The sequence below is a fragment of the Sulfurimonas aquatica genome (assembly GCF_017357825.1).
In the GTDB taxonomy this organism is placed as follows: Bacteria; Campylobacterota; Campylobacteria; order Campylobacterales; family Sulfurimonadaceae; genus Sulfurimonas; species Sulfurimonas aquatica.
Genome location: NZ_CP046072.1, coordinates 247,843 through 265,853, shown reverse-complemented (window position 1 = coordinate 265,853; position 18,011 = coordinate 247,843). Strand labels below are relative to the sequence as shown.

Genomic DNA, 18,011 nt, shown 5'->3' with positions numbered 1-18,011 from the left:
ACCCAAGCTCCTAGTTTGCTACTGCAGTAAGTGCAGTGTTGATTCTAGCAATATCTTTTTTAGCTACTTTAAGTTCGCTAGTATTTTGAAGTTGCATCATCTTTTGTTTAATTTTTAAAGTAAACAGCTCTGTTTTCTTTTCTTTAAGCATAGCTTGAAGTTCAGCTGAATTTTTATCTGCTAAATCAGAATAGTTCATTGTTCATCTCCGCAGTGATTATTTTACATTTGAATGGAAGCTTGTGCATAGCAAGAGTTAATGCTTCACGAGCAAGCTCTTCTGGAACACCAGCCATTTCAAAAATTATACGACCTGGTTTAATATTCATAACCCATTGGTCTACAGCACCCTTACCTTTACCCATACGAGTTTCAAGAGGCTTAGCTGTTAATGGTTTAGCTGGAAAAACACGAATCCAGATTTTACCACTTCTTTTAATGTGACGAGTAGCAGAGATACGAGCCGATTCAATCTGACGAGAGTTGATACGACCAGCTTCTACCGCTTTAAACGCGATATCACCAAAAGCTAATTTATAACCTGAACGAGCGTAACCACGGTTACGACCTTTCATTACTTTACGATATTTTGTTCTTTTTGGCATTAACATAATTATTCAGCCTTTTCACTAGTTGGACGAGCAGTACGCTTAGGACGACGCTCTTTTTTCTCTTCAGCTACTTCAACAGGAACACCTTTAGTAAGTACTTCCCCTTTGAAGATCCACACTTTAACACCGATAATACCGTATGTTGTATGTGCTTCAGCGAAACCGTAATCAATCTTTGCACGAAGAGTATGAAGAGGAACACGTCCCTCTAGATACCATTCAGTACGAGCCATTTCAGCTCCACCAAGACGACCAGCAACTGCTATTTTAATTCCCTTAGCACCAGAACGTTGTGCACCTTGCATAACTTTCTTCATAGCACGTCTAAAAGCAACACGACGCTCAAGCTGAGTTGCTACATTTTCAGCAACAAGTTGAGATGAAGTTTGAGCTTTTTTCTCTTCTTTGATGTTTACAGAAATTTGCTTACCAATTAGCTTTTGAAGAGCAGTTTTAAGTTTCTCAATATCAGCACCTTTCTTCCCGATAATAATACCAGGACGAGCAGCAACGATAGTAACGCGAAGTCTTTTAACTGTTCTTTCTATAATAATGTTTGCAACACCAGCATAGTAAAGCTCTTTCTTTAAAAATGTTCTTATCTTGTGATCTTCACCTAAAGCAGCAGGAGCTGTTTTAAAGTTAGGGAACCAACGGCTCTCCCAGTTACGGTTGATACCAAGACGTAAACCAATAGGATTAACTTTTTGACCCATACTATTTACCCTCCACTTCTACTAAGATATGTGCAGTTGGCTTACGGATACCCGATGCCATACCACGTGCTCTAGGACGGAAACGCTTAAGAACTGGACCATTGTCTACACGACATGAAGTAACAATACAGTCTCCAGCTTCACTACCACTATTCGCAACTGCAGATGCAATTACTTTATAGATAATTTTTGCCGCTTTATTTGGTGTAAACTCTAAAGCTGCCATAGCTTCTTCAGCGTTCATACCTTGAACCTCTCTTGCGATAAGACGAGATTTAATTGGAGATACACGGATAAATTTTAATAATGCTCTAGCCATGATCTATCCTTTCTTCTGAACAGAGCCCTTATGGCCCTTAAATGTACGAGTTGGAGCAAATTCCCCAAGCTTGTAACCGATGTGGTTCTCTGATACATGAACAGGAACAAATTGACGTCCGTTGTGAACATTTAAAGTAAAGCCAACCATATCAGGTGTAACCATAGATCTTCTTGACCAAGTCTTGATAGGTTTTTTGTTACCTTCAGCTTTAGCCTTTTCAATCTTTTTACTTAAATGGTCATCAACAAATGGACCTTTTTTTAGTGAACGAGCCATAATTAACCTACCCTTTTAGCATTTGGTTTACGACGAGTAATAATTAACTTATCACTTGATTTCTTACGACGAGTTTTAGCACCCTTCGTAGGTTTACCCCATGGAGTAACTGGATGACGACCTGAGTTCGTTTTACCTTCACCACCACCGTGTGGGTGATCAATTGGATTCATTGCTGAACCACGAGTCTGAGGACGAATACCTAGGTGACGTTGACGACCAGCTTTAGCGATAACTATGTTACCAAACTCTTCGTTACCAACTTGACCAATAGTAGCTAAACACTCACCAAGTACTAAACGCATTTCAGATGAAGGCATACGTAAAGATACATACTTACCATCACGACCCATAATCTGAGCAGATGTTCCAGCAGCACGACACATTTGTCCGCCCTTACCAGTTTTAAGCTCGATATTATGAATTAACGTACCCACTGGGATATTCTTTAATTTCATAGTATTACCAGGCTTAACGTCTAGTCCACTTTCTGCAGAAGAAATTTTGTCACCAACTACTAAACCTTTTGGTTGAAGGATATATTTCTTCTCACCATCAGCATAAGTTACAAGTGCGATACGACAGTTTCTGTACGGATCATACTCAATTGCACTTACAGTTGCAGGAATATCAAATTTGTTTCTTTTAAAGTCAACAATACGATAAAGCTTTTTAGCACCAGCTTGACGGTGACGAGAAGTGATACGACCATTGTTGTTACGACCAGAATGTGTTGGTAGTTTTACAAGTAATGAACGAACACTAGCTTTTGCCGTGATGTCTGAGCTATCAACATTTGTATAAAAACGACGAGACGGAGTTATCGGTCTATAAGTTTTAATTGCCATGTTATACCGCCAAACTTTCTATTTGTGCACCCTCAGGTAAAGTAACATAAAACTTTTTAAAGTCATTTTGCTTACCTTGTACACCACGGAAACGTTTAGTTTTTCCGTTTTGATTTAAAGAGTTTATTTTATTTGGAATAATCCCAAAATATTCTCTAAAAACTTCCTTAAGACCACTTTTAGTCATACGAGGAGATGTTTGTACAACGATAACACCATCTTCTTGTAGAGCAAGAGTCTTCTCTGTATATATAATAGATTTAATATCTGTAATATCAGCCATTACTTAGCCTCACTTGTTAATGCTTCGAATACTGCTTTTTCTATCACGATTGAACGATAGTTTGAAGCTAAGTATGCGTTTAACTCATTAGATTCAATAACGTAAGTTTGAGATAAATTCTCAAAAGCTAAAAACGTTGGCTCATCTAATAATGATTTTACAATTAGAACATCTCTTTGATTAAGAGCTTTAAACATTGCATTTGCATCTTTTGTTTTACCAGAAGTTACTTCAATGTTGTCAACTACAAAAAGCGTACCATTTTGTGCATGTTCATTTAAAGCAAAGTTTAAAGCTAATTTCTTTTGCTTTTTGTTTACTTTTAAATCGTAGTTACGGTTGTTTTGAGGACCAAAAGCTTTACCACCACCTACGAATATTGGAGAACGACGAGAACCAGCACGAGCACGTCCGCCACCTTTTTGAGCCCATGGCTTCTTACCACCACCACGTACTTCACTTCTACCTTTAGCAGTAGCTGAGTTAGCACGTTGCGCAGCTTGAGCTGACTTAACATATAACCAAAGGTTGTGAGGGTTAATACCAGAAAAAGATTCTGGTAAAGCTAACTCAGAAGCTTTTTCCATTTTTTCATTTAAGATAATTGCGCTCATTATTTAGCTACCTTTACACGACCTAGAGCACCGTTAGCACCAGATACAGAACCTAAAACCGCAATGATTTTATTTTCAGCATCGTAAGAAACGATCTCATTTTTTACGCTGTTTTGTGCGTTACCATAGTGTCCTGGCATTTTCTTACCTTTCATAACACGACCTGGCCACTCAGCATTACCAATTGAACCTGTTCTACGACCAAATCTATGACCGTGAGATGCAGGACCACCAGAAAAGTTCCAACGCTTCATAGCACCAGAGAAACCGCGACCTTTAGTTCTGAATGTAGATTTCACTACACTAGCTTCTGCTAATGGAGTTAAGTCTAAGTCACCAGCTTCAGTGTTTGCAACTTCTAAAGTAACAAAACGGTTAAACTCAGCAGAAAGAGAATACTTTTTCTGTTGACCTTCAATTGCTTTATTAATTTTTTTACCGCTGTTGTAAGATACAACTGCAGTCCCTTCGTTAACTTCACATACCTTAGCGTCAAGAACTCTTAAAAGAGTAACTGGCTTAGCAGGAACTGTGATAGTACGACTCATACCGATTTTTTCAACAATATATTCCACGATGACTCCTACTTATCCATAGAGCGAACTTCAACGTCCACTTCCGGTGCAAGATCAAGCTTCATTAATGAATCAACTGTTTCTGGCGTTGCAGATACTATGTCGATCATTCTAGCGTGCATACGGATTTCAAACTGCTCACGAGCTTTTTTGTTAACGTGAACTGATTTCAATACTGTATATTTACGAATCTTTGTTGGTAAAGGGATTGGACCACGAATTGCAGCACCTGTACGCTTTACAGCCTCAACGATTGACGCTACTGATCTATCTAATACACGATGATCGTAAGCTTTCAATTTTAAACGAATTTTTTCCATGTTTTTCCTTCTAAAGAACTCGTTAGGTCTTGCCTAACTATTGTAACGGAGCGGAATTATACCTTTATAAGCTATATTATTCAAGGATTTAGGCACTTAAAATTGATTTTATAGTAAATTTATTTCCTTTTAATAAGGAAATGATAAAATTAGATATAAAAAATAATTGGAAAAATATGGATATTTTATTAGAAGAGTTTTATAAAACTGATCTTTATGTAGATAAATTTCATGATAGAAAGGTTTTTATTGGAGATAGTTCTTATCAAATCAATGGAGTTTCTCAGTGTGGAAAAACAAAATTAGTAAAAAACTACCTACTAGGACTTAAAAAAAATAGTTACTTATATATAGACTGCAATGATATTCGTATAGATATAGAACTTTTAAACACCACTCTCAATAAATTTTGTAATAAAAATAAAATAGATGTTTTAGTACTTGACAACTACAAAGAGAGTATAAACTTTGCGAATGTTTCTCAACTTATTATTACTTCACAAATTAGGCATGATATTAAATCACTGCAGCAACTGCAACTCTTTCCTCTTGATTATGAAGAGTTTCTTGCATATGAGCATAAATATGACTCAAGTGCATTAAACCACTTTTTCCAACTTGGTGGATTTCCTTCTATGCATAAGATACACTCAGATGAGAGGAACCTCTACTTTCAACATATATTGCAATTTACACTAAGCGATATCGAGTTTGACATACTTTCCATATGTGCAAAATTTATGTCACAGAAACTCTCTGCATTTACAATTTATGAAAAACTTAAACTTATAAGAAAAATATCCAAAGATAAACTTTATAAATCTTTTGAGGATCTTGTATCTAAAAACTATATACATACATTGAGTAAATTTAATCATGATAGAGCAACTAAAAAAATTTATCTCTGTGACACTTCAATTAAAACGGCACTTAGTATAGAGAAGAACTTTGGAAGACTTTTTGAGAATATGATATTTTTAGAACTATTAAAGTCAAATGTAAAATCTTACTACGATGATGATATTGATTTTTATCTACCATCCTCAGATGAAATAATTTTGTCAAAACCTTTTGTGGATGAAAGACAACTATTCAAAAAGTTAGAAAGCATTGAGGCCTTTATATTTACCCACTCTATTAAAAAAGTTACAGTTATCTCTATGAATAAAGAGAGTAGTATTTCACATCCCCTCTCTAAGGTAGAAATAGTACCTTTTGATATTTGGGCTCTAGGAGATTAATATCTATAGTTTCACTTTAGTCTCAAAAATTGAAAATTCTAAATAATTTAATTGTAAAGTTAATTTATCAATTTTATACTTACTATTACTGTATTCTAAGCATAGAGAATCTTCTATACTAAGTTTCACTTATTGATTATCATGTTAAATAGTTTATTTCCACTATACTTGCAATCATACCCTCCAAGTAATAAGAAGGGATCTGACGGATTAGTATATCTTGCAACATTATAGTATCCATATACAAATTCACCATTAGGATAAACGACAAATCCTATGGGGTCTTCATTCGACAATTTCATATATAATGTCTCTTTTGGGAATATCATATAATCATCATCTAAAATACTGAATGTTTTCATGTCATATTGCACATATTTTTTACCTTCTATTTTTTCAACACCAAAAATGTCTCCTTTATTTACAATAAAGTCACTCCCGCTTAATGAGCATAATATTTCACTTTCTGCTACCATAACAATACTGTGTAATTTTACTTCTTCTGATGTAAGACCAACAATTTTATATGCACAACCAGAAAAGAAAAATATACTAAGCATTCCAGATATTAAAAATAATCTCATCACAAACCTTTACTCTAAGATCTGAAATTATATTACTTTAATACTTAAATATATCTAGTCTATTTAATTCATAATTTTCTCATTATGTTTTTATAGTAAAAATAAGATGAAAAAAGTAATCTATTTTCTGTCCGTTGTGCTAAGCATATTTAGCAATCTAAATTAGATACACTTTGACTATATCTTTTCCAATATATACATAATTAAGTATTAATTATGTATAAAAGCTCAGTACATATCCCTTTATATACTAAAACCTTTTAATTTAGTTATAAAAATAAATTAATACAATGGCAATAACTAATTTTCAACAAAAGGAATTTAATGCAAAAAAAACTATTGTGTGGAATTGATGAAGCAGGTAGAGGGCCTATCGCTGGTGACTTAGTTGTTGCAGGATGTATTTTTTATAGAAACATAACTATAGATGGACTTAACGACTCTAAAAAGATAAGTGAAAAAAAAAGATACAAACTCTTTAAAGAGATATCCCTAAGCACAATCAGTCATATTGTTGTAATCTCTCCACAAGACATTGACACTAAAGGGATATCTGAGTGTATGAGAGAAGCACTCCTTGAAATAAAGTCCATGCTTTATTCTGATATATACCTCTTTGATGGTAATACGGATTTTGGAGTAAAAGGCTTAGAGACAATGGTTAAAGCTGACGGAAAAATTCCTGAAGTTAGTGCTGCTTCCATACTAGCTAAAGTTACACATGATCGAAATATTATAAGAGATGCAAAAATTTATCCGGAATATGGATTTGAGAACAATAAAGGCTATGGAACAAAAGCACATATTGAGATGATAAAAGAATTTGGTTATTGTCCTATCCACAGAAGAAGCTTTAAACTAAAGGCACTTCTATAAATACTTTGAATTCTAAATAAAATTATCAAATGTTATAAAGAATTAAGTAATAAAATATTAAAATAACTTTAATTTAATTAAAGGATTAAAATGATAAAAAATACAATACTTGTAGCATTAGCTACATTAACTATGAGTGGGTGTGCCCATAAAATGGCTTCGACACCAGCAACAATGAGTTATGATGGAAGTAATATAGATTATTCTAAAATTAATGAAATGAAAGTTTCAAAAGTATGTCATAATCTAACTGAACCTGATGCAGATACAACTATAGTAACAGCAGCTAAAAGAGCATCTATATCTAAAATTAAGCATGTTGATACTTCTTTTGAGTATAGCACTTTCTTGTTTTGGACGATTTCACCTAAGTCGTGTGTAACTGTTTACGGTCAATAGGTAAGCTTATAACGGTATTGCTTACTTCTTTGGATGTATTATTAAGATACGAAATGATGTATCTTGATGATATTAAATCTATTATTCTTTACATTACATTATCTTCTTTTATCTGTTTGTTCTGAACTGCTACCTCATTAAACAATATCTATTTTCTAATCAAACATACTATATAATCAAAACATGTGCTGCTTCTATACTAGCATAAGTAACTCATGACCGCAATATTATAAGAGATGCAAAAATTTACCCGGAGTACGGATTTGAAAATCATAAAGGTTATGGAACAAAACTACATGTAGAGATGATAAAAGAGTTTGGATACTCTCCCATTCATAGAAGAAGTTTTAAGTTAAAGGCTCTTGCAGATACACTATTCTGAAATAATGCAAACATCACCATCTTGCAGAGTTGAATTGCGTTCTTTTCTTTTAAGTAATTTATCCTGAGGAATTGGTCTGTTTTTAAATAGTATTTTATTTAAAACAGCTTCTATCTTCTCATACTTAACTGGTTTGGCCAAAAAATATTTAATACCTAGTTTACCCAGCCCTTTAATATTTTCCTTATCCATAGTTGAAGTAACAATTACAACATCAAGGTCCAGCCCTCTATCTGCAATATATTTAGCAACACCATGCCCATCCACTATTGGCATTATAATATCCAAAAAGAGAATATCAATCTCCCCATCTCTTAATTCAAAAAGAGCATCTACACCATCTTTTGCAGATACGATCTCGAACTCTTCATTAAGGTACTCATCTAAAAGAGATGAAAGTAACTTTACAAATGTTTTACTATCATCTGCTATTAAAACTTTTTTCACACCCTACTCCCTTAACTTAAAAATTCTCCAAAAGTATCACATTGATATAAGTACCTGTTTCTAGAAACTTATCCTCTTCTCCAGCTATCATCAACCCGCTGTTGTTAAGCATATTTGTTAAAATTGCTGAACTTCCTACTTTCTTTCCTTCAAAATTTACAAAATACTCTCCATCTTCTACCACTACGTTACAAGCTGTAAACTCTGTAAAGCGACTGCGTTTAGTAAAGTCTTCTTGAAGCTTTGCAGCTACTAGTTTATATGGTGATTCTTTTCCTAACATTTTAGATATCAAAGGGAGAGCATAGAGTATTCCGGTCACTGTTGAGGAGTATGCAAACCCTGGCAAGGCTAGTATAAACTTACTCTCGCGTTGTGCAACCATTACATGACGACCTGGCTTAATGCCAACACCCTTATAAACGACTTCTGCTCCTAAACGCGGAACTATATCTTTTACAAAATCATAATCACCTACGCTTACTCCGCCGGTACTCACTAAAATATCTGCCGATGCTAGTGCAGTCTCAAAAGTTTTCATGATTGCATTTTTATCATCTGGTGCTGTCCCAAGTTGAATAACTTCCGCACCAGCTTGCTCAAAAAGCGCTGCTAACGTATAGTTGTTTGAACTTCGTATTTGAGCTGGATTATCACTATGCTCACCAAGGTCTAAAATTTCACTACCTGTAGCAATAACAGCAACCCGAGGACGGATGGCCACTTTTACCATTACCTGATTAAGCCCTGCCATAACGCCAATCTCTGCAAAGCTTATTTTTGTTCCCTTCTTGATAAGCACATCACCTGAGCGGTACCCTTCTCCAATAGGTCTAACCGACCATCCCATTGGCACGGTTTCATCTATAGTGATTTTTCCATCTTCATAAGTAACGTTTTCTATCTGAATAAGAGTATCGGTACCTTCAGGCATCATAGAACCTGTAAAAGTTTTTATACACTCACCATTATTTACAACTCTTGTTTCATCATGACCAGCTGGATTGTCTCCCAGAACAGTTAGTACGCCGCTATCCATATCCGTATGTTTAAGTGCGTAACCATCCATTGAAGCGGTCGGGAATTGGGGGTCGTTATACTCCGCAATAATATCTACGGCCAACACCCTACCAAGAGCGTCACTGAGTGGAACTCTCTCAAATCGACTCGAATTTACCTGAAGCAAATCCAACATATTTCTACTAGTTTCGTAAGATAGTAAATCCAAAAGTTTTATCCTTAATTATATTTAAGCGAGTAAACCGCTACCTTTGATAGCAGTTGATCTATCAAGAGCATAGACTCTCTTCCCATCTAATAGGTCATACTTCCATATAGGGGCACTCGCCTTAAAATCCTCTACAAATTCGTCTATAAACTCTAAAGCCACTCGGCGTTTAGGAGAAAATACTGCTGCTATATATGAAGATTCATGAAGCATAACGTCACCGCGAGAGTGTGCCATTTTTATCACGGCACCCTTATCTTTTGCTTTTTTTTGCCAAGCCTCAAACCAAGAGTTAAGTATTGGCTCATATATATCAAAGCTGAGACCATCTATACCATCTTCACTTCTAACCGTACCTACAAATGGAATGTAAGCACCATAATTACTCGTAGCTTCCTCTTCGTACCAATCTTTTAAAATTTTAGGAACATCTAATGACCCATCATAAAGATTAAGCACTTTTCAACCACCACATACTGGAGGTAAAAGAGATATTTTATCTCCATCATTTAGTGGAGCTTCCAAAGATGAAACAAGTGTATCATTAACTGCTACAGCACAGTTCTTCAACCACTCATTCATCTCTTGATCTTGCTGTAAAATCTCTGCTAGTTCATTGAGATTTGTGATATCTAACTCCAATGAATCTTTTTGTATTGGTCCTAAAAATTCAACTCTAATCATTAATATACCTTCTTAATTATTGACATAATTATATCTAAGATAAGTTAAGCAGTGTATAATTTTAAAAATTATTCAGGAGCGGCGTTTGGTTTTTGGCAAAATAGATTATCTTAATCTTTTACCCTTTCATCTATTTATGAAATCTTTCATAAAAGGAAGTTCTGCAAAAGCAACCATGGCATATAAACGCAATGTCCCAGCAAAGATAAATAAAGCTTTTTTAAATCGTCGCGTTGATGCCGCGTTTATATCAAGTATAATGGCAAAAAAAACTCCCCACATAAACCTAGGCATTATCGCAAAGAAAAGCGTTAAATCTGTTTTAGTCATTCCATCAAAGAGTGATAAAAAAGATATAGAATCTGCAAGTTCAAATGTTTTAGCAAATATTTTAAATGTAAGTGGTGAGGTTTTAATAGGTGACAAGGCACTAAGGTATGCTTTACAAAATAGTGATTATATTGATCTAGCAAACTTGTGGTATAAAAAGTATAAGCTACCATTTGTTTTTGCTCTGCTTTGCTATCACAAAGATAAAAAAACTTACAAAACAATTGAGAGACTCTTTTTAAAAAAACAGATAAAGATACCCCAATATATTTTAGAAAAGTCTTCTAAAAAAACTTCTATCTCTAAAAAAGATATTCTAGAGTATTTGAAGTTAATCTCATATAAAGTTGATGCCAAGGCAGAACTTGGACTTAAGAAGTTCTATAAAGAGGCTAAAAGAAGAAACTAGCTCTTCTTCTTAGTCTCTCCTACATTTTTACTATGTGGCTTATCCCAGAAACTAGCATCTGGTTTACCTTGATGAAGATCAGTGAAATACTCTTCATGCGTTCTACGGATCGCATCACGGATACGGTTAACATTCTCTTTTTGAGTAGCCACAGGTTCAGGGAGTACACAGTACTCGCCTTCTGTTAGCTCACCCTTAAATCTCTCTTCATCAAAATCTTTCCCTAAATATGCAACGATAAAACGCAGGTCTCTTTCCGCATTTCCTAAACAACTTGTAGCTCCAGGTGATGGAGTCATGTTAAATATCAGACCCTCTCCTGTATTTATAGAAGCTTCTCCAAGCATTAATTTTTCTTCATCTTTGTTGATTACTTGAGGACGAACACCACCGAAACCTTTAGCATATGAAAACTGCTCTTTTTGTAATGATGGTACAATTTTTCTTGCATCTCTTAAGAAGAGCCATTTGTTTAAAACAGGTACTTCAAACATGAAGTTTCTCAATATATAGTTACGAATATCTGATTCTTTTAGTAACTTCCATAGTGCTTTTGCTATTTTAGAATCAAATCGGAGTGTTTTCCAAAAGTCCAAGTATGTTCCAGGTTTAAAACGCTCTAGCTTTGGCAACACTAAAGCTGTTGGACCAAAACGTGTGTTTCCATCTACTAAAACATCAGGGTCACCATGTAGTGCTGCGAATGGTAGTTTAGGATTTTGAATCATATAAACCTTACCATTTAATATCTTTTCATTTGTTAAGTAAAAACTTCCCGCTATTGGTAAACATCCAAGATTATGTCCATGCCCCATTTTATGCGCTAAGAAAAGACTATGTGCTCCCGCGTTTGCTACAACAAAGTCAGCATAAAAAGTCTCCCCTTTAGTGAGTACCTTATATCCACGTTTTCCACTTCTTTCAATGTTTTCTACTTCAGTATTTAAAAAGAGTTCTACCTCAGTATCTGGCTCTTGTTTGGCTCGCTCAATCATATCTTTTGCCAAAATACCATAATCAACCGTAGTCCACTCTCCACTCGCACCAATACCGACTATAGGCTCTGGGCGCTCTATACCATTTTCATCCCAAACAAGTTTTGGTTCTTTCTCTTTAAGCTTCTCTTTATCCCAAACTTCAAGGTATGGAAAAAGTTCTGAAAACTCTTCATAACGGTGCAGTAAAAACTCTACTTCATCTTCACCAACACCTAAAGCCATCTTTTGATGAGAAAATATTGCTTTATCTTGCAGATGATGCTGTAGACAATAACGCTCAACCATCTTAGCTGTACGTTTAGTAATCGCTGCTTTTTCTAAAGTATAGTTTGTTTCAATATCTCCAACATGAATAGTCTGTGAGTTACTAGTAGCCTTAGAGTTAAGTGTAGCAACATCCTCATACTTTTCAATGATAGCAATACTTTTGACATCTGTGTATCGAGCAAGCTCATAAGCGAGTGCTGCTCCAGAGATACCAGCACCAACAATTATAACTTCGAAATTACGTTTAGAATTTGACATGACTAGCCTTGTAATGGTTTTATATATATAAATATAACATGAAATAGATTAAAGAAGAGACTCTAACCACTCTTTCATTTTTTTCTCATAGCCTATACTTTTTAAATCAACAAACCTTAAAAGCTGTGATAGGTACTCTTGCTTTACAAAACCTCCAAAATCATGAGGATACAAATAGCCTCTCTCATCATCACTTAGAGTTGTTTTAGTCTGTTGAAGATAAGGTGGTATATCTAAAATCAAACCATTTTGTACTGCGTTTAATGCTGAGTTAATTGCCATATAGGCAGAGTTTGATTTTGGTGAAGCACAAAGATATATAACTGCTTGTGCCAAAATAATCCTTGCCTCCGGATAGCCAATCTTACTAACACTGGTAAGTGTAGAAGTTGTAAGAGTAAGTGCTTGAGGATTGGCATTTCCAACATCTTCACTCGCAAGTATCACCAAACGACGGGCTATAAAGTCTGCACTCTCTCCACCTTCAATCAGACGAGCTAAGTAGTATATCGCAGCGTCTGCATCACTCCCTCGAATAGACTTAATAAGCGCAGATGCTAAATCATAATGCACACCAGCCTCACTACTTCCTGCTGAGAGTGCGTTTGGTCGGAGTGATTTAAGCACATCAATCGTAATTGTAGTCTCTATATTTGAAGCAAACTCCAAAAGCTTAAGCATTGCTCTAGCATCACCACCTGAGCTTGCAACTAAATACTCCCGTGTTTGTTCGTCCATAGATAAAGAGTTTGAATCTAAGGCACGAGTAAGTAACTTATCAAGTGCACTATTATCTATATATTTTAACTCAAAAAGCATTGAACGCGAGCGTATAGCTGACGTGAGGGAGTAAAAAGGATTTTCTGTTGATGCACCAATGACGAGTACCGAGTTATTCTCCATTACAGGTAGAAGCACCTCTTGTTGGTTTTTTGCAAGACGATGTACCTCATCAATAAATATCAAAGGTTTTTGAAGAGCATTTTTATACTGTTCAAATATTTTACGAAGTTGATCAATTTTGAGAGAGGTGGCGTTAAACTCATAAAATGGTAGATCCATAGTTTTTGCGATAATCCTAGCTATGGAAGTTTTTCCACATCCTGCGGGACCATAAAAAAAACTATGCCCTAAAGCGAACTTTTCGCATAAAATACGAAGAGGCGCACTCGGAGAGCTTAAGTGCTCTTGACCCACAAGTTCATCAAAGGTAGAGGGACGAAGAAGATGTGTAAAATCAGACAATTTACTTCTTGCCTTTGCCTTTGCCTTTTCCTTGTCGATTTGCCTTAGAGTCGCCTCTAGGCTTAGGAGCAGGTTTGGCTTTGTCAAATGTAGCTTTTAGTTTTGGCTTAGGCTTATTTCCCGCCATTTCACGAGCTAGTTTTTCTTCAGCTTTTAAGAATGTAAAAAGTGCTGAGTACTCACTTCGCGTTAAAAATCTTGTTTTACCTTCTGGAAGATTGTTAAGTTCTATCTCTGCAAAACTGATGCGTTTTAGATCTGCAATCTCTGCATCAAAGTGAGCAAAAAATCGACGAAGTTCTCTGTTTTTACCTTCAGAAATAGCAACCTTAAGAGTTGAGTAGTTATGTGCGTTTTTCTGGATTTGATAGCCTAAAAATGGCTTAAATTCCATAGAAGTTATAGTGGAGTGAGAGTGTCCACCAGCTGTAGCATCCTCAATAAACATACCATTAAGCATAGCATGCTCCATCTCTGAAGTAACCTCACCTTTAATTTTTATCTTATAGCGGCGTTCTAAGTCTGACTCCATCAACGCAGTTGCCACATGAGAAGCATCCGTTAAAAGTAAAACACCCTCACTAGCAAAGTCAAGACGTCCAACTGGGATATAGTGCTTAAACTCTTTACTCAATGAGTCATAGATAGTGCGTCGCCCTTTTGGATCAGACTTTGTAACAAGCTCACCCTTAGGTTTGTTATAAACTATAACTGTATATTTTTCTTGACGACTCACTAGCTTACCACTAACATAAATCACATCAGCTTTTTCATCAACCTGTGTTGCAGGGTTTTCTTCTATCTCACCATTAACTCTAACATAACCATCTTGGACTACTTTATCGGCTTCACGACGTGAATATGTTGAATAGTGCGCTATAAATTTGTTTAATCTCATCATAATATTATGATATTCCTTTTTCAATCAGCGTATGAATGTGAAGAACGCCTTTTATCTTTTTATTTTCATCTGTAACAACAAGCAGTTGTATCTTTTTTTCTTCTATCAAAACAAGTGCATCGGATGCAAGCATATTTTCATTTTCACAACTCATAGGATCTAGTGTTGCATACATAAGCGCATTATCCTCAAGTGAGAAGTTCTCACTCAATAGTGCACGACGAACGTCTCCATCACTCAGTAATCCAATAAGTTTGTCATTTTCATCTACGATAAGAGCAGTACCTAAACGCCCCTCGCTAATAGTTAAAATAGCTTCTTTGAGTTTTGTATCTTTTGTAATAATTGGTAAGTTTTTAGTTTGCATAAGGTTTGAAACTTTTATAAAAAGTTTTTTTCCTAAGGCTCCACCAGGGTGAAAAGAAGCAAAGTCACTCTGCTTAAAGTCTCTTGCCCTCATCAAACATACTGCAAGTGCATCGCCAAGTGCTAAAGTAAGTGTAGTTGAACTAGTTGGTACCGTGTTTATTGGGCAAGCCTCTTTTTCAACTACTACCTCAATCACAATATCACTAAATTGTCCTAGTGTGGAATTTCTATTCTTCGTCATCCCAATTAATGGAGTATTAAAACGCTTAATATGAGGAAGGATAGAACTTAACTCTTCGCTCTCACCACTATAACTTATACCGATGACAACATCATCTTTTCCTATCATTCCTAAGTCACCATGAAGTGCCTCTGTAGGATGAAGAAAAAAACTTGGTGTTCCCGTTGAAGCAAATGTTGCAGCAATCTTAGCTCCGATGAGTCCACTTTTTCCAACACCAGTCACAATCAGCTTTCCCTTACACTCTAAAATAAGCTCTACACACTTATCAAATACATCATCAATTAAGGTTGCGGCATTTAAAAGAGTTTGAGCTTCAATATTGAGAGTATCTTGGGCAATTGTTTTGTAATTCATACTGCTATTATAGCTTTTTTAACTTGATAAGATATAATGCCTTACTATAGAGACTATATGGAGAAATTAATGCGAAACAAAATTGGTAAATATGACAACAAAATAAATGCTCTTGAGCTAAAAGATAGAATGCTGTGCTTAAACACCTTAATCTTAGCAGAACAGGGATCTGGAAAGACTAATCTTGCTTGTAAAATTCGTAACTTTGCGATAGATAGTAATGTGCCAACTTTTTATATGGACTTTTCAAATTCATTTGAAGAAAATATAGAACTACGTTACAAAGATAGTTATTTTAATTATATACAATTTAGTGAATCTGAAGAGTTTGATAAACAACTTGCAGAGCTTATAAAAGAAAAAAAACATATTTATATGGCTGTGAGTCCAGAATACTTTTCTAATAAAAAAGATGAAAGAAGTAAGCTATCAAAAACAATAGCAAATACAGATCTACTTCAAAACTACTACTACTTTTTTCATGACATAGAGAACCTAAATGGCTTTTATACAAAATTTGAAGATTTTCTACTCTACATGCTTGGACTTATGAATATGCAAAAATATGGCTTTACATTTTTAGCACAGCCTCATTCAATCTTTGAAAATCAAAATATAAAACTACTGTTTTCTTTTCTTTATCTTGGTAGATGTTCAAACCTTAATTACTTTAACACTTCTATTTTAAAAACTTTAGATAAAAATAGATTTTACTATCAAGCAAGAACTGATAGTCCTACTCTTTTGTTTAATAAAATAGAGAGTAACCTTGTGACAGTTGATGAGTATATTCCGGACGAGTAGATGCAAAAACTCTTTGATGAAGTAAACTCGCTAGATAAACGCTGTTATAGTGATTTTTATTTGAGTGAAGATATATTAATGGAGCATGCTGCCAATGGCATGGCTCAACATATTCAAAAAAATTTTAATAAAAAATCCACCATTATCATTGTCTGTGGGAGCGGTAACAATGGGGCAGATGGTTTAGCACTCTCGCGTTTACTTCACCCTGATTTCAATGTGAGAATTTACTATGCGAAAGCACCCAAATCAAAAATGGCAATACTTCAGAATAAACGCACTAAAAGTGTTGGTGTCAAAGAGTGCAGTGAACTCTTTGAGTGTGACATTGTCGTAGATGCTCTTGTTGGGACAGGTTTCAGTGGTGAATTTAGTGATGAGTTAGAAAAACTGATGAAACAAATAAATTCTCTTAATGCATTTAAAATTGCTTGTGATATTCCATCTGGTATCAACCCTCATGGTGTTTGTGCCAAAGAGACCTTTCAAGCGGATGTCTCTCTCACAATGGGTGCATTGAAAAAGTCTATGTTTCTTGATGAGGCCAAAGAGTTTATAGGAAAGATAGAAGTTTTGAACCTTGGCATTTCAAGAGATCTGTATGAAACAAGTTCAAACTGGCATCTTTTAGATTTAGACGATTTACAACTTCCTTTTCGAGATAAAAAAAATTCTCATAAAGGCAGCTATGGCCATCTCGCCGTAGCAAGCGGTCAAAAGAGTGGTGCGAGTGTCATTAGTGCACTGGCTGCGTTAAGATTTGGAGCTGGGCTTGTAACGCTAGTTGGTTATGAAGATGAGAAAAGTCTAAATATTCCTCACTCTCTAATGTACTCGCATGGAGTTCCAAAAAATATTACTGCGTTAGCATGTGGCATGGGTTTAGGAGATGCGTTTAGCGACTTAGAACTTCAAAACTTTTTAGATAATGATTTACCTACGGTAGTTGATGCAGATATTTTTCATATGCCAATTATTTCAGATATTTTAAAAAGAGAAAAGCTTGTCATTACGCCTCATCCAAAAGAGTTTATCTCACTATTAAAAGCTCTAAATATAGCTAATATAAGTATAACTGAATTACAAAAAAATCGTTTTAAATATTGCGAAGAGTTTTGTCTGCTATATCCTCATGTTATACTTCTCTTAAAAGGTGTGAATGTCATTATAGGGCATAAAGATAGCTTTTTTATAAATCCCCACGGAACATCAGCATTAGCAAAAGCTGGAAGTGGTGATGTTTTAAGTGGATTAATTGCATCGCTTCTTGCGCAAGGTTTTGAGCCTATAGATGCGACTATAAATGCTTCTCTTGCTCACACTACTCTCTCATGTAAGCATCTAGGAGCTGACTTTACTTTAACTCCTGATGATTTAATTGATAATATAAAAATGTTATAATGTTTTTTCATATTACTAAAGGCTA

25 protein-coding genes are annotated in these 18,011 nt (G+C 35.2%); 6 read left to right on the top strand and 19 right to left on the bottom strand.

The genetic code is table 11. From position 1 onward, the window contains the following. Positions 1–10: 10 nt before the first annotated feature. Genes rpmC through rpsJ form a run of 10 tightly spaced genes read right to left on the bottom strand, consistent with a single transcriptional unit; the run spans position 11 to position 4,565 of the window. Complete coding sequence (gene rpmC, locus GJV85_RS01315; protein ID WP_207562086.1) at positions 11–199, bottom strand: 50S ribosomal protein L29; 189 nt, start codon at positions 197–199, stop codon at positions 11–13. Further along, positions 186–611 (bottom strand): 50S ribosomal protein L16, encoded by a 426-nt coding sequence (rplP, locus tag GJV85_RS01310; RefSeq protein WP_207562085.1) that lies wholly within the window; start codon positions 609–611, stop codon positions 186–188. The genes rpmC and rplP overlap by 14 nt, the downstream gene beginning before the upstream one ends. 2 nt (positions 612–613) lie before the next feature. Further along, on the bottom strand, positions 614–1,327 hold the full coding sequence (gene rpsC, locus GJV85_RS01305; protein WP_207562084.1) for a 30S ribosomal protein S3: 714 nt from the start codon (positions 1,325–1,327) through the stop codon (positions 614–616). 1 nt (position 1,328) lies between these two features. Beyond that, positions 1,329–1,646: a 50S ribosomal protein L22 gene (gene rplV / locus GJV85_RS01300; protein WP_207562083.1), complete on the bottom strand. Its 318-nt coding sequence runs from the start codon at positions 1,644–1,646 to the stop codon at positions 1,329–1,331. 3 nt (positions 1,647–1,649) lie between these two features. After that, a complete protein-coding gene (gene rpsS, locus GJV85_RS01295) occupies positions 1,650–1,925 on the bottom strand; it encodes a 30S ribosomal protein S19 (protein WP_207562082.1) in 276 nt (91 codons plus the stop codon). Between the two features lie 2 nt (positions 1,926–1,927). Then, positions 1,928–2,773, bottom strand: a complete 846-nt coding sequence (gene rplB / locus GJV85_RS01290; protein WP_207562081.1) for a 50S ribosomal protein L2 — start codon at positions 2,771–2,773, stop codon at positions 1,928–1,930. 1 nt (position 2,774) lies between these two features. Next, positions 2,775–3,056, bottom strand: coding sequence for a 50S ribosomal protein L23 (locus GJV85_RS01285; RefSeq protein ID WP_207562080.1), 282 nt, complete (start codon positions 3,054–3,056; stop codon positions 2,775–2,777). Beyond that, positions 3,056–3,670, bottom strand: coding sequence for a 50S ribosomal protein L4 (gene rplD / locus GJV85_RS01280; protein ID WP_207562079.1), 615 nt, complete (start codon positions 3,668–3,670; stop codon positions 3,056–3,058). The genes GJV85_RS01285 and rplD overlap by 1 nt, the downstream gene beginning before the upstream one ends. Further along, on the bottom strand, positions 3,670–4,245 hold the full coding sequence (gene rplC, locus GJV85_RS01275; protein ID WP_207562078.1) for a 50S ribosomal protein L3: 576 nt from the start codon (positions 4,243–4,245) through the stop codon (positions 3,670–3,672). The genes rplD and rplC overlap by 1 nt, the downstream gene beginning before the upstream one ends. Positions 4,246–4,253: 8 nt before the next feature. Then, complete coding sequence (gene rpsJ / locus GJV85_RS01270) at positions 4,254–4,565, bottom strand: 30S ribosomal protein S10 (protein ID WP_207562077.1); 312 nt, start codon at positions 4,563–4,565, stop codon at positions 4,254–4,256. Positions 4,566–4,705: 140 nt separating this feature from the next. On the opposite strand from rpsJ, the gene GJV85_RS01265 reads away from it, so the two are divergent. Further along, positions 4,706–5,806 carry an ATP-binding protein gene (locus GJV85_RS01265; RefSeq protein WP_242689810.1) on the top strand — a complete coding sequence of 367 codons (1,101 nt, stop codon included), beginning with the start codon at positions 4,706–4,708 and terminating at the stop codon, positions 5,804–5,806. A gap of 125 nt (positions 5,807–5,931) precedes the next feature. Here the strand turns inward: GJV85_RS01265 and GJV85_RS01260 are convergent, their stop codons facing one another. Beyond that, complete coding sequence (locus GJV85_RS01260) at positions 5,932–6,390, bottom strand: hypothetical protein (RefSeq protein ID WP_207562076.1); 459 nt, start codon at positions 6,388–6,390, stop codon at positions 5,932–5,934. A gap of 324 nt (positions 6,391–6,714) precedes the next feature. On the opposite strand from GJV85_RS01260, the gene rnhB reads away from it, so the two are divergent. Further along, the gene (gene rnhB / locus GJV85_RS01255; RefSeq protein WP_207562075.1) at positions 6,715–7,266 is read left to right on the top strand and encodes a ribonuclease HII; all 552 of its coding nucleotides are present in this window, start codon (positions 6,715–6,717) and stop codon (positions 7,264–7,266) included. 90 nt (positions 7,267–7,356) lie between these two features. Continuing rightward, a complete protein-coding gene (locus GJV85_RS01250; RefSeq protein WP_207562074.1) occupies positions 7,357–7,665 on the top strand; it encodes a hypothetical protein in 309 nt (102 codons plus the stop codon). Between the two features lie 373 nt (positions 7,666–8,038). Here GJV85_RS01250 and GJV85_RS01245 read toward each other — a convergent pair whose 3' ends face one another. From GJV85_RS01245 to GJV85_RS01230, 4 genes are read right to left on the bottom strand one after another with little or no spacing between them, the layout of a single operon-like run. Further along, a complete protein-coding gene (locus tag GJV85_RS01245; protein ID WP_207562073.1) occupies positions 8,039–8,494 on the bottom strand; it encodes a response regulator in 456 nt (151 codons plus the stop codon). Between the two features lie 16 nt (positions 8,495–8,510). Beyond that, on the bottom strand, positions 8,511–9,722 hold the full coding sequence (locus GJV85_RS01240) for a molybdopterin molybdotransferase MoeA (protein ID WP_207562072.1): 1,212 nt from the start codon (positions 9,720–9,722) through the stop codon (positions 8,511–8,513). 21 nt (positions 9,723–9,743) lie between these two features. Then, positions 9,744–10,181 carry a molybdopterin synthase catalytic subunit gene (locus GJV85_RS01235; protein ID WP_207562071.1) on the bottom strand — a complete coding sequence of 146 codons (438 nt, stop codon included), beginning with the start codon at positions 10,179–10,181 and terminating at the stop codon, positions 9,744–9,746. A 3-nt stretch (positions 10,182–10,184) separates the two neighbouring features. Continuing rightward, positions 10,185–10,406, bottom strand: a complete 222-nt coding sequence (locus tag GJV85_RS01230) for a MoaD/ThiS family protein (RefSeq protein WP_207562070.1) — start codon at positions 10,404–10,406, stop codon at positions 10,185–10,187. Between the two features lie 85 nt (positions 10,407–10,491). On the opposite strand from GJV85_RS01230, the gene GJV85_RS01225 reads away from it, so the two are divergent. Next, the gene (locus GJV85_RS01225; protein ID WP_207562069.1) at positions 10,492–11,145 is read left to right on the top strand and encodes an MqnA/MqnD/SBP family protein; all 654 of its coding nucleotides are present in this window, start codon (positions 10,492–10,494) and stop codon (positions 11,143–11,145) included. Here the strand turns inward: GJV85_RS01225 and GJV85_RS01220 are convergent. The 4 genes from GJV85_RS01220 to GJV85_RS01205 are packed head-to-tail and all read right to left on the bottom strand — an operon-like array spanning position 11,142 to position 15,781. Then, positions 11,142–12,668 (bottom strand): FAD-dependent oxidoreductase, encoded by a 1,527-nt coding sequence (locus GJV85_RS01220; RefSeq protein WP_207562068.1) that lies wholly within the window; start codon positions 12,666–12,668, stop codon positions 11,142–11,144. The genes GJV85_RS01225 and GJV85_RS01220 overlap by 4 nt on opposite strands. A 48-nt stretch (positions 12,669–12,716) precedes the next feature. Further along, a complete protein-coding gene (locus tag GJV85_RS01215) occupies positions 12,717–13,913 on the bottom strand; it encodes a replication-associated recombination protein A (RefSeq protein WP_207562067.1) in 1,197 nt (398 codons plus the stop codon). Between the two features lies 1 nt (position 13,914). Beyond that, positions 13,915–14,814, bottom strand: a complete 900-nt coding sequence (locus GJV85_RS01210) for a pseudouridine synthase (RefSeq protein ID WP_242689809.1) — start codon at positions 14,812–14,814, stop codon at positions 13,915–13,917. 4 nt (positions 14,815–14,818) lie between these two features. After that, on the bottom strand, positions 14,819–15,781 hold the full coding sequence (locus GJV85_RS01205) for a KpsF/GutQ family sugar-phosphate isomerase (protein ID WP_207562066.1): 963 nt from the start codon (positions 15,779–15,781) through the stop codon (positions 14,819–14,821). Between the two features lie 69 nt (positions 15,782–15,850). Between GJV85_RS01205 and GJV85_RS01200 the strand changes: the two genes are divergently transcribed. Together GJV85_RS01200 and GJV85_RS01195 are read left to right on the top strand one after the other, a co-directional pair. Then, entirely contained in the window at positions 15,851–16,585 is a 735-nt protein-coding gene (locus tag GJV85_RS01200) for an ATP-binding protein (protein WP_207562065.1), read from the top strand. Then, complete coding sequence (locus GJV85_RS01195) at positions 16,586–17,986, top strand: NAD(P)H-hydrate dehydratase (protein ID WP_207562064.1); 1,401 nt, start codon at positions 16,586–16,588, stop codon at positions 17,984–17,986. Positions 17,987–18,011 lie beyond the last annotated feature (25 nt).

What these genes read in the sequence shown, in the direction of transcription:
- rpmC (WP_207562086.1), bottom strand. Translation starts at nt 199, where the DNA reads ATGAACTATTCTGATTTAGCAGATAAAAATTCAGCTGAACTTCAAGCT.
- rplP (WP_207562085.1), bottom strand. Translation starts at nt 611, where the DNA reads ATGTTAATGCCAAAAAGAACAAAATATCGTAAAGTAATGAAAGGTCGT.
- rpsC (WP_207562084.1), bottom strand. Translation starts at nt 1,327, where the DNA reads ATGGGTCAAAAAGTTAATCCTATTGGTTTACGTCTTGGTATCAACCGT.
- rplV (WP_207562083.1), bottom strand. Translation starts at nt 1,646, where the DNA reads ATGGCTAGAGCATTATTAAAATTTATCCGTGTATCTCCAATTAAATCT.
- rpsS (WP_207562082.1), bottom strand. Translation starts at nt 1,925, where the DNA reads ATGGCTCGTTCACTAAAAAAAGGTCCATTTGTTGATGACCATTTAAGT.
- rplB (WP_207562081.1), bottom strand. Translation starts at nt 2,773, where the DNA reads ATGGCAATTAAAACTTATAGACCGATAACTCCGTCTCGTCGTTTTTAT.
- GJV85_RS01285 (WP_207562080.1), bottom strand. Translation starts at nt 3,056, where the DNA reads ATGGCTGATATTACAGATATTAAATCTATTATATATACAGAGAAGACT.
- rplD (WP_207562079.1), bottom strand. Translation starts at nt 3,670, where the DNA reads ATGAGCGCAATTATCTTAAATGAAAAAATGGAAAAAGCTTCTGAGTTA.
- rpsJ (WP_207562077.1), bottom strand. Translation starts at nt 4,565, where the DNA reads ATGGAAAAAATTCGTTTAAAATTGAAAGCTTACGATCATCGTGTATTA.
- GJV85_RS01265 (WP_242689810.1), top strand. Translation starts at nt 4,706, where the DNA reads ATGATAAAATTAGATATAAAAAATAATTGGAAAAATATGGATATTTTA.
- GJV85_RS01260 (WP_207562076.1), bottom strand. Translation starts at nt 6,390, where the DNA reads ATGAGATTATTTTTAATATCTGGAATGCTTAGTATATTTTTCTTTTCT.
- rnhB (WP_207562075.1), top strand. Translation starts at nt 6,715, where the DNA reads ATGCAAAAAAAACTATTGTGTGGAATTGATGAAGCAGGTAGAGGGCCT.
- GJV85_RS01250 (WP_207562074.1), top strand. Translation starts at nt 7,357, where the DNA reads ATGATAAAAAATACAATACTTGTAGCATTAGCTACATTAACTATGAGT.
- GJV85_RS01230 (WP_207562070.1), bottom strand. Translation starts at nt 10,406, where the DNA reads ATGATTAGAGTTGAATTTTTAGGACCAATACAAAAAGATTCATTGGAG.
- GJV85_RS01220 (WP_207562068.1), bottom strand. Translation starts at nt 12,668, where the DNA reads ATGTCAAATTCTAAACGTAATTTCGAAGTTATAATTGTTGGTGCTGGT.
- GJV85_RS01210 (WP_242689809.1), bottom strand. Translation starts at nt 14,814, where the DNA reads ATGATGAGATTAAACAAATTTATAGCGCACTATTCAACATATTCACGT.
- GJV85_RS01205 (WP_207562066.1), bottom strand. Translation starts at nt 15,781, where the DNA reads ATGAATTACAAAACAATTGCCCAAGATACTCTCAATATTGAAGCTCAA.
- GJV85_RS01200 (WP_207562065.1), top strand. Translation starts at nt 15,851, where the DNA reads ATGCGAAACAAAATTGGTAAATATGACAACAAAATAAATGCTCTTGAG.
- GJV85_RS01195 (WP_207562064.1), top strand. Translation starts at nt 16,586, where the DNA reads ATGCAAAAACTCTTTGATGAAGTAAACTCGCTAGATAAACGCTGTTAT.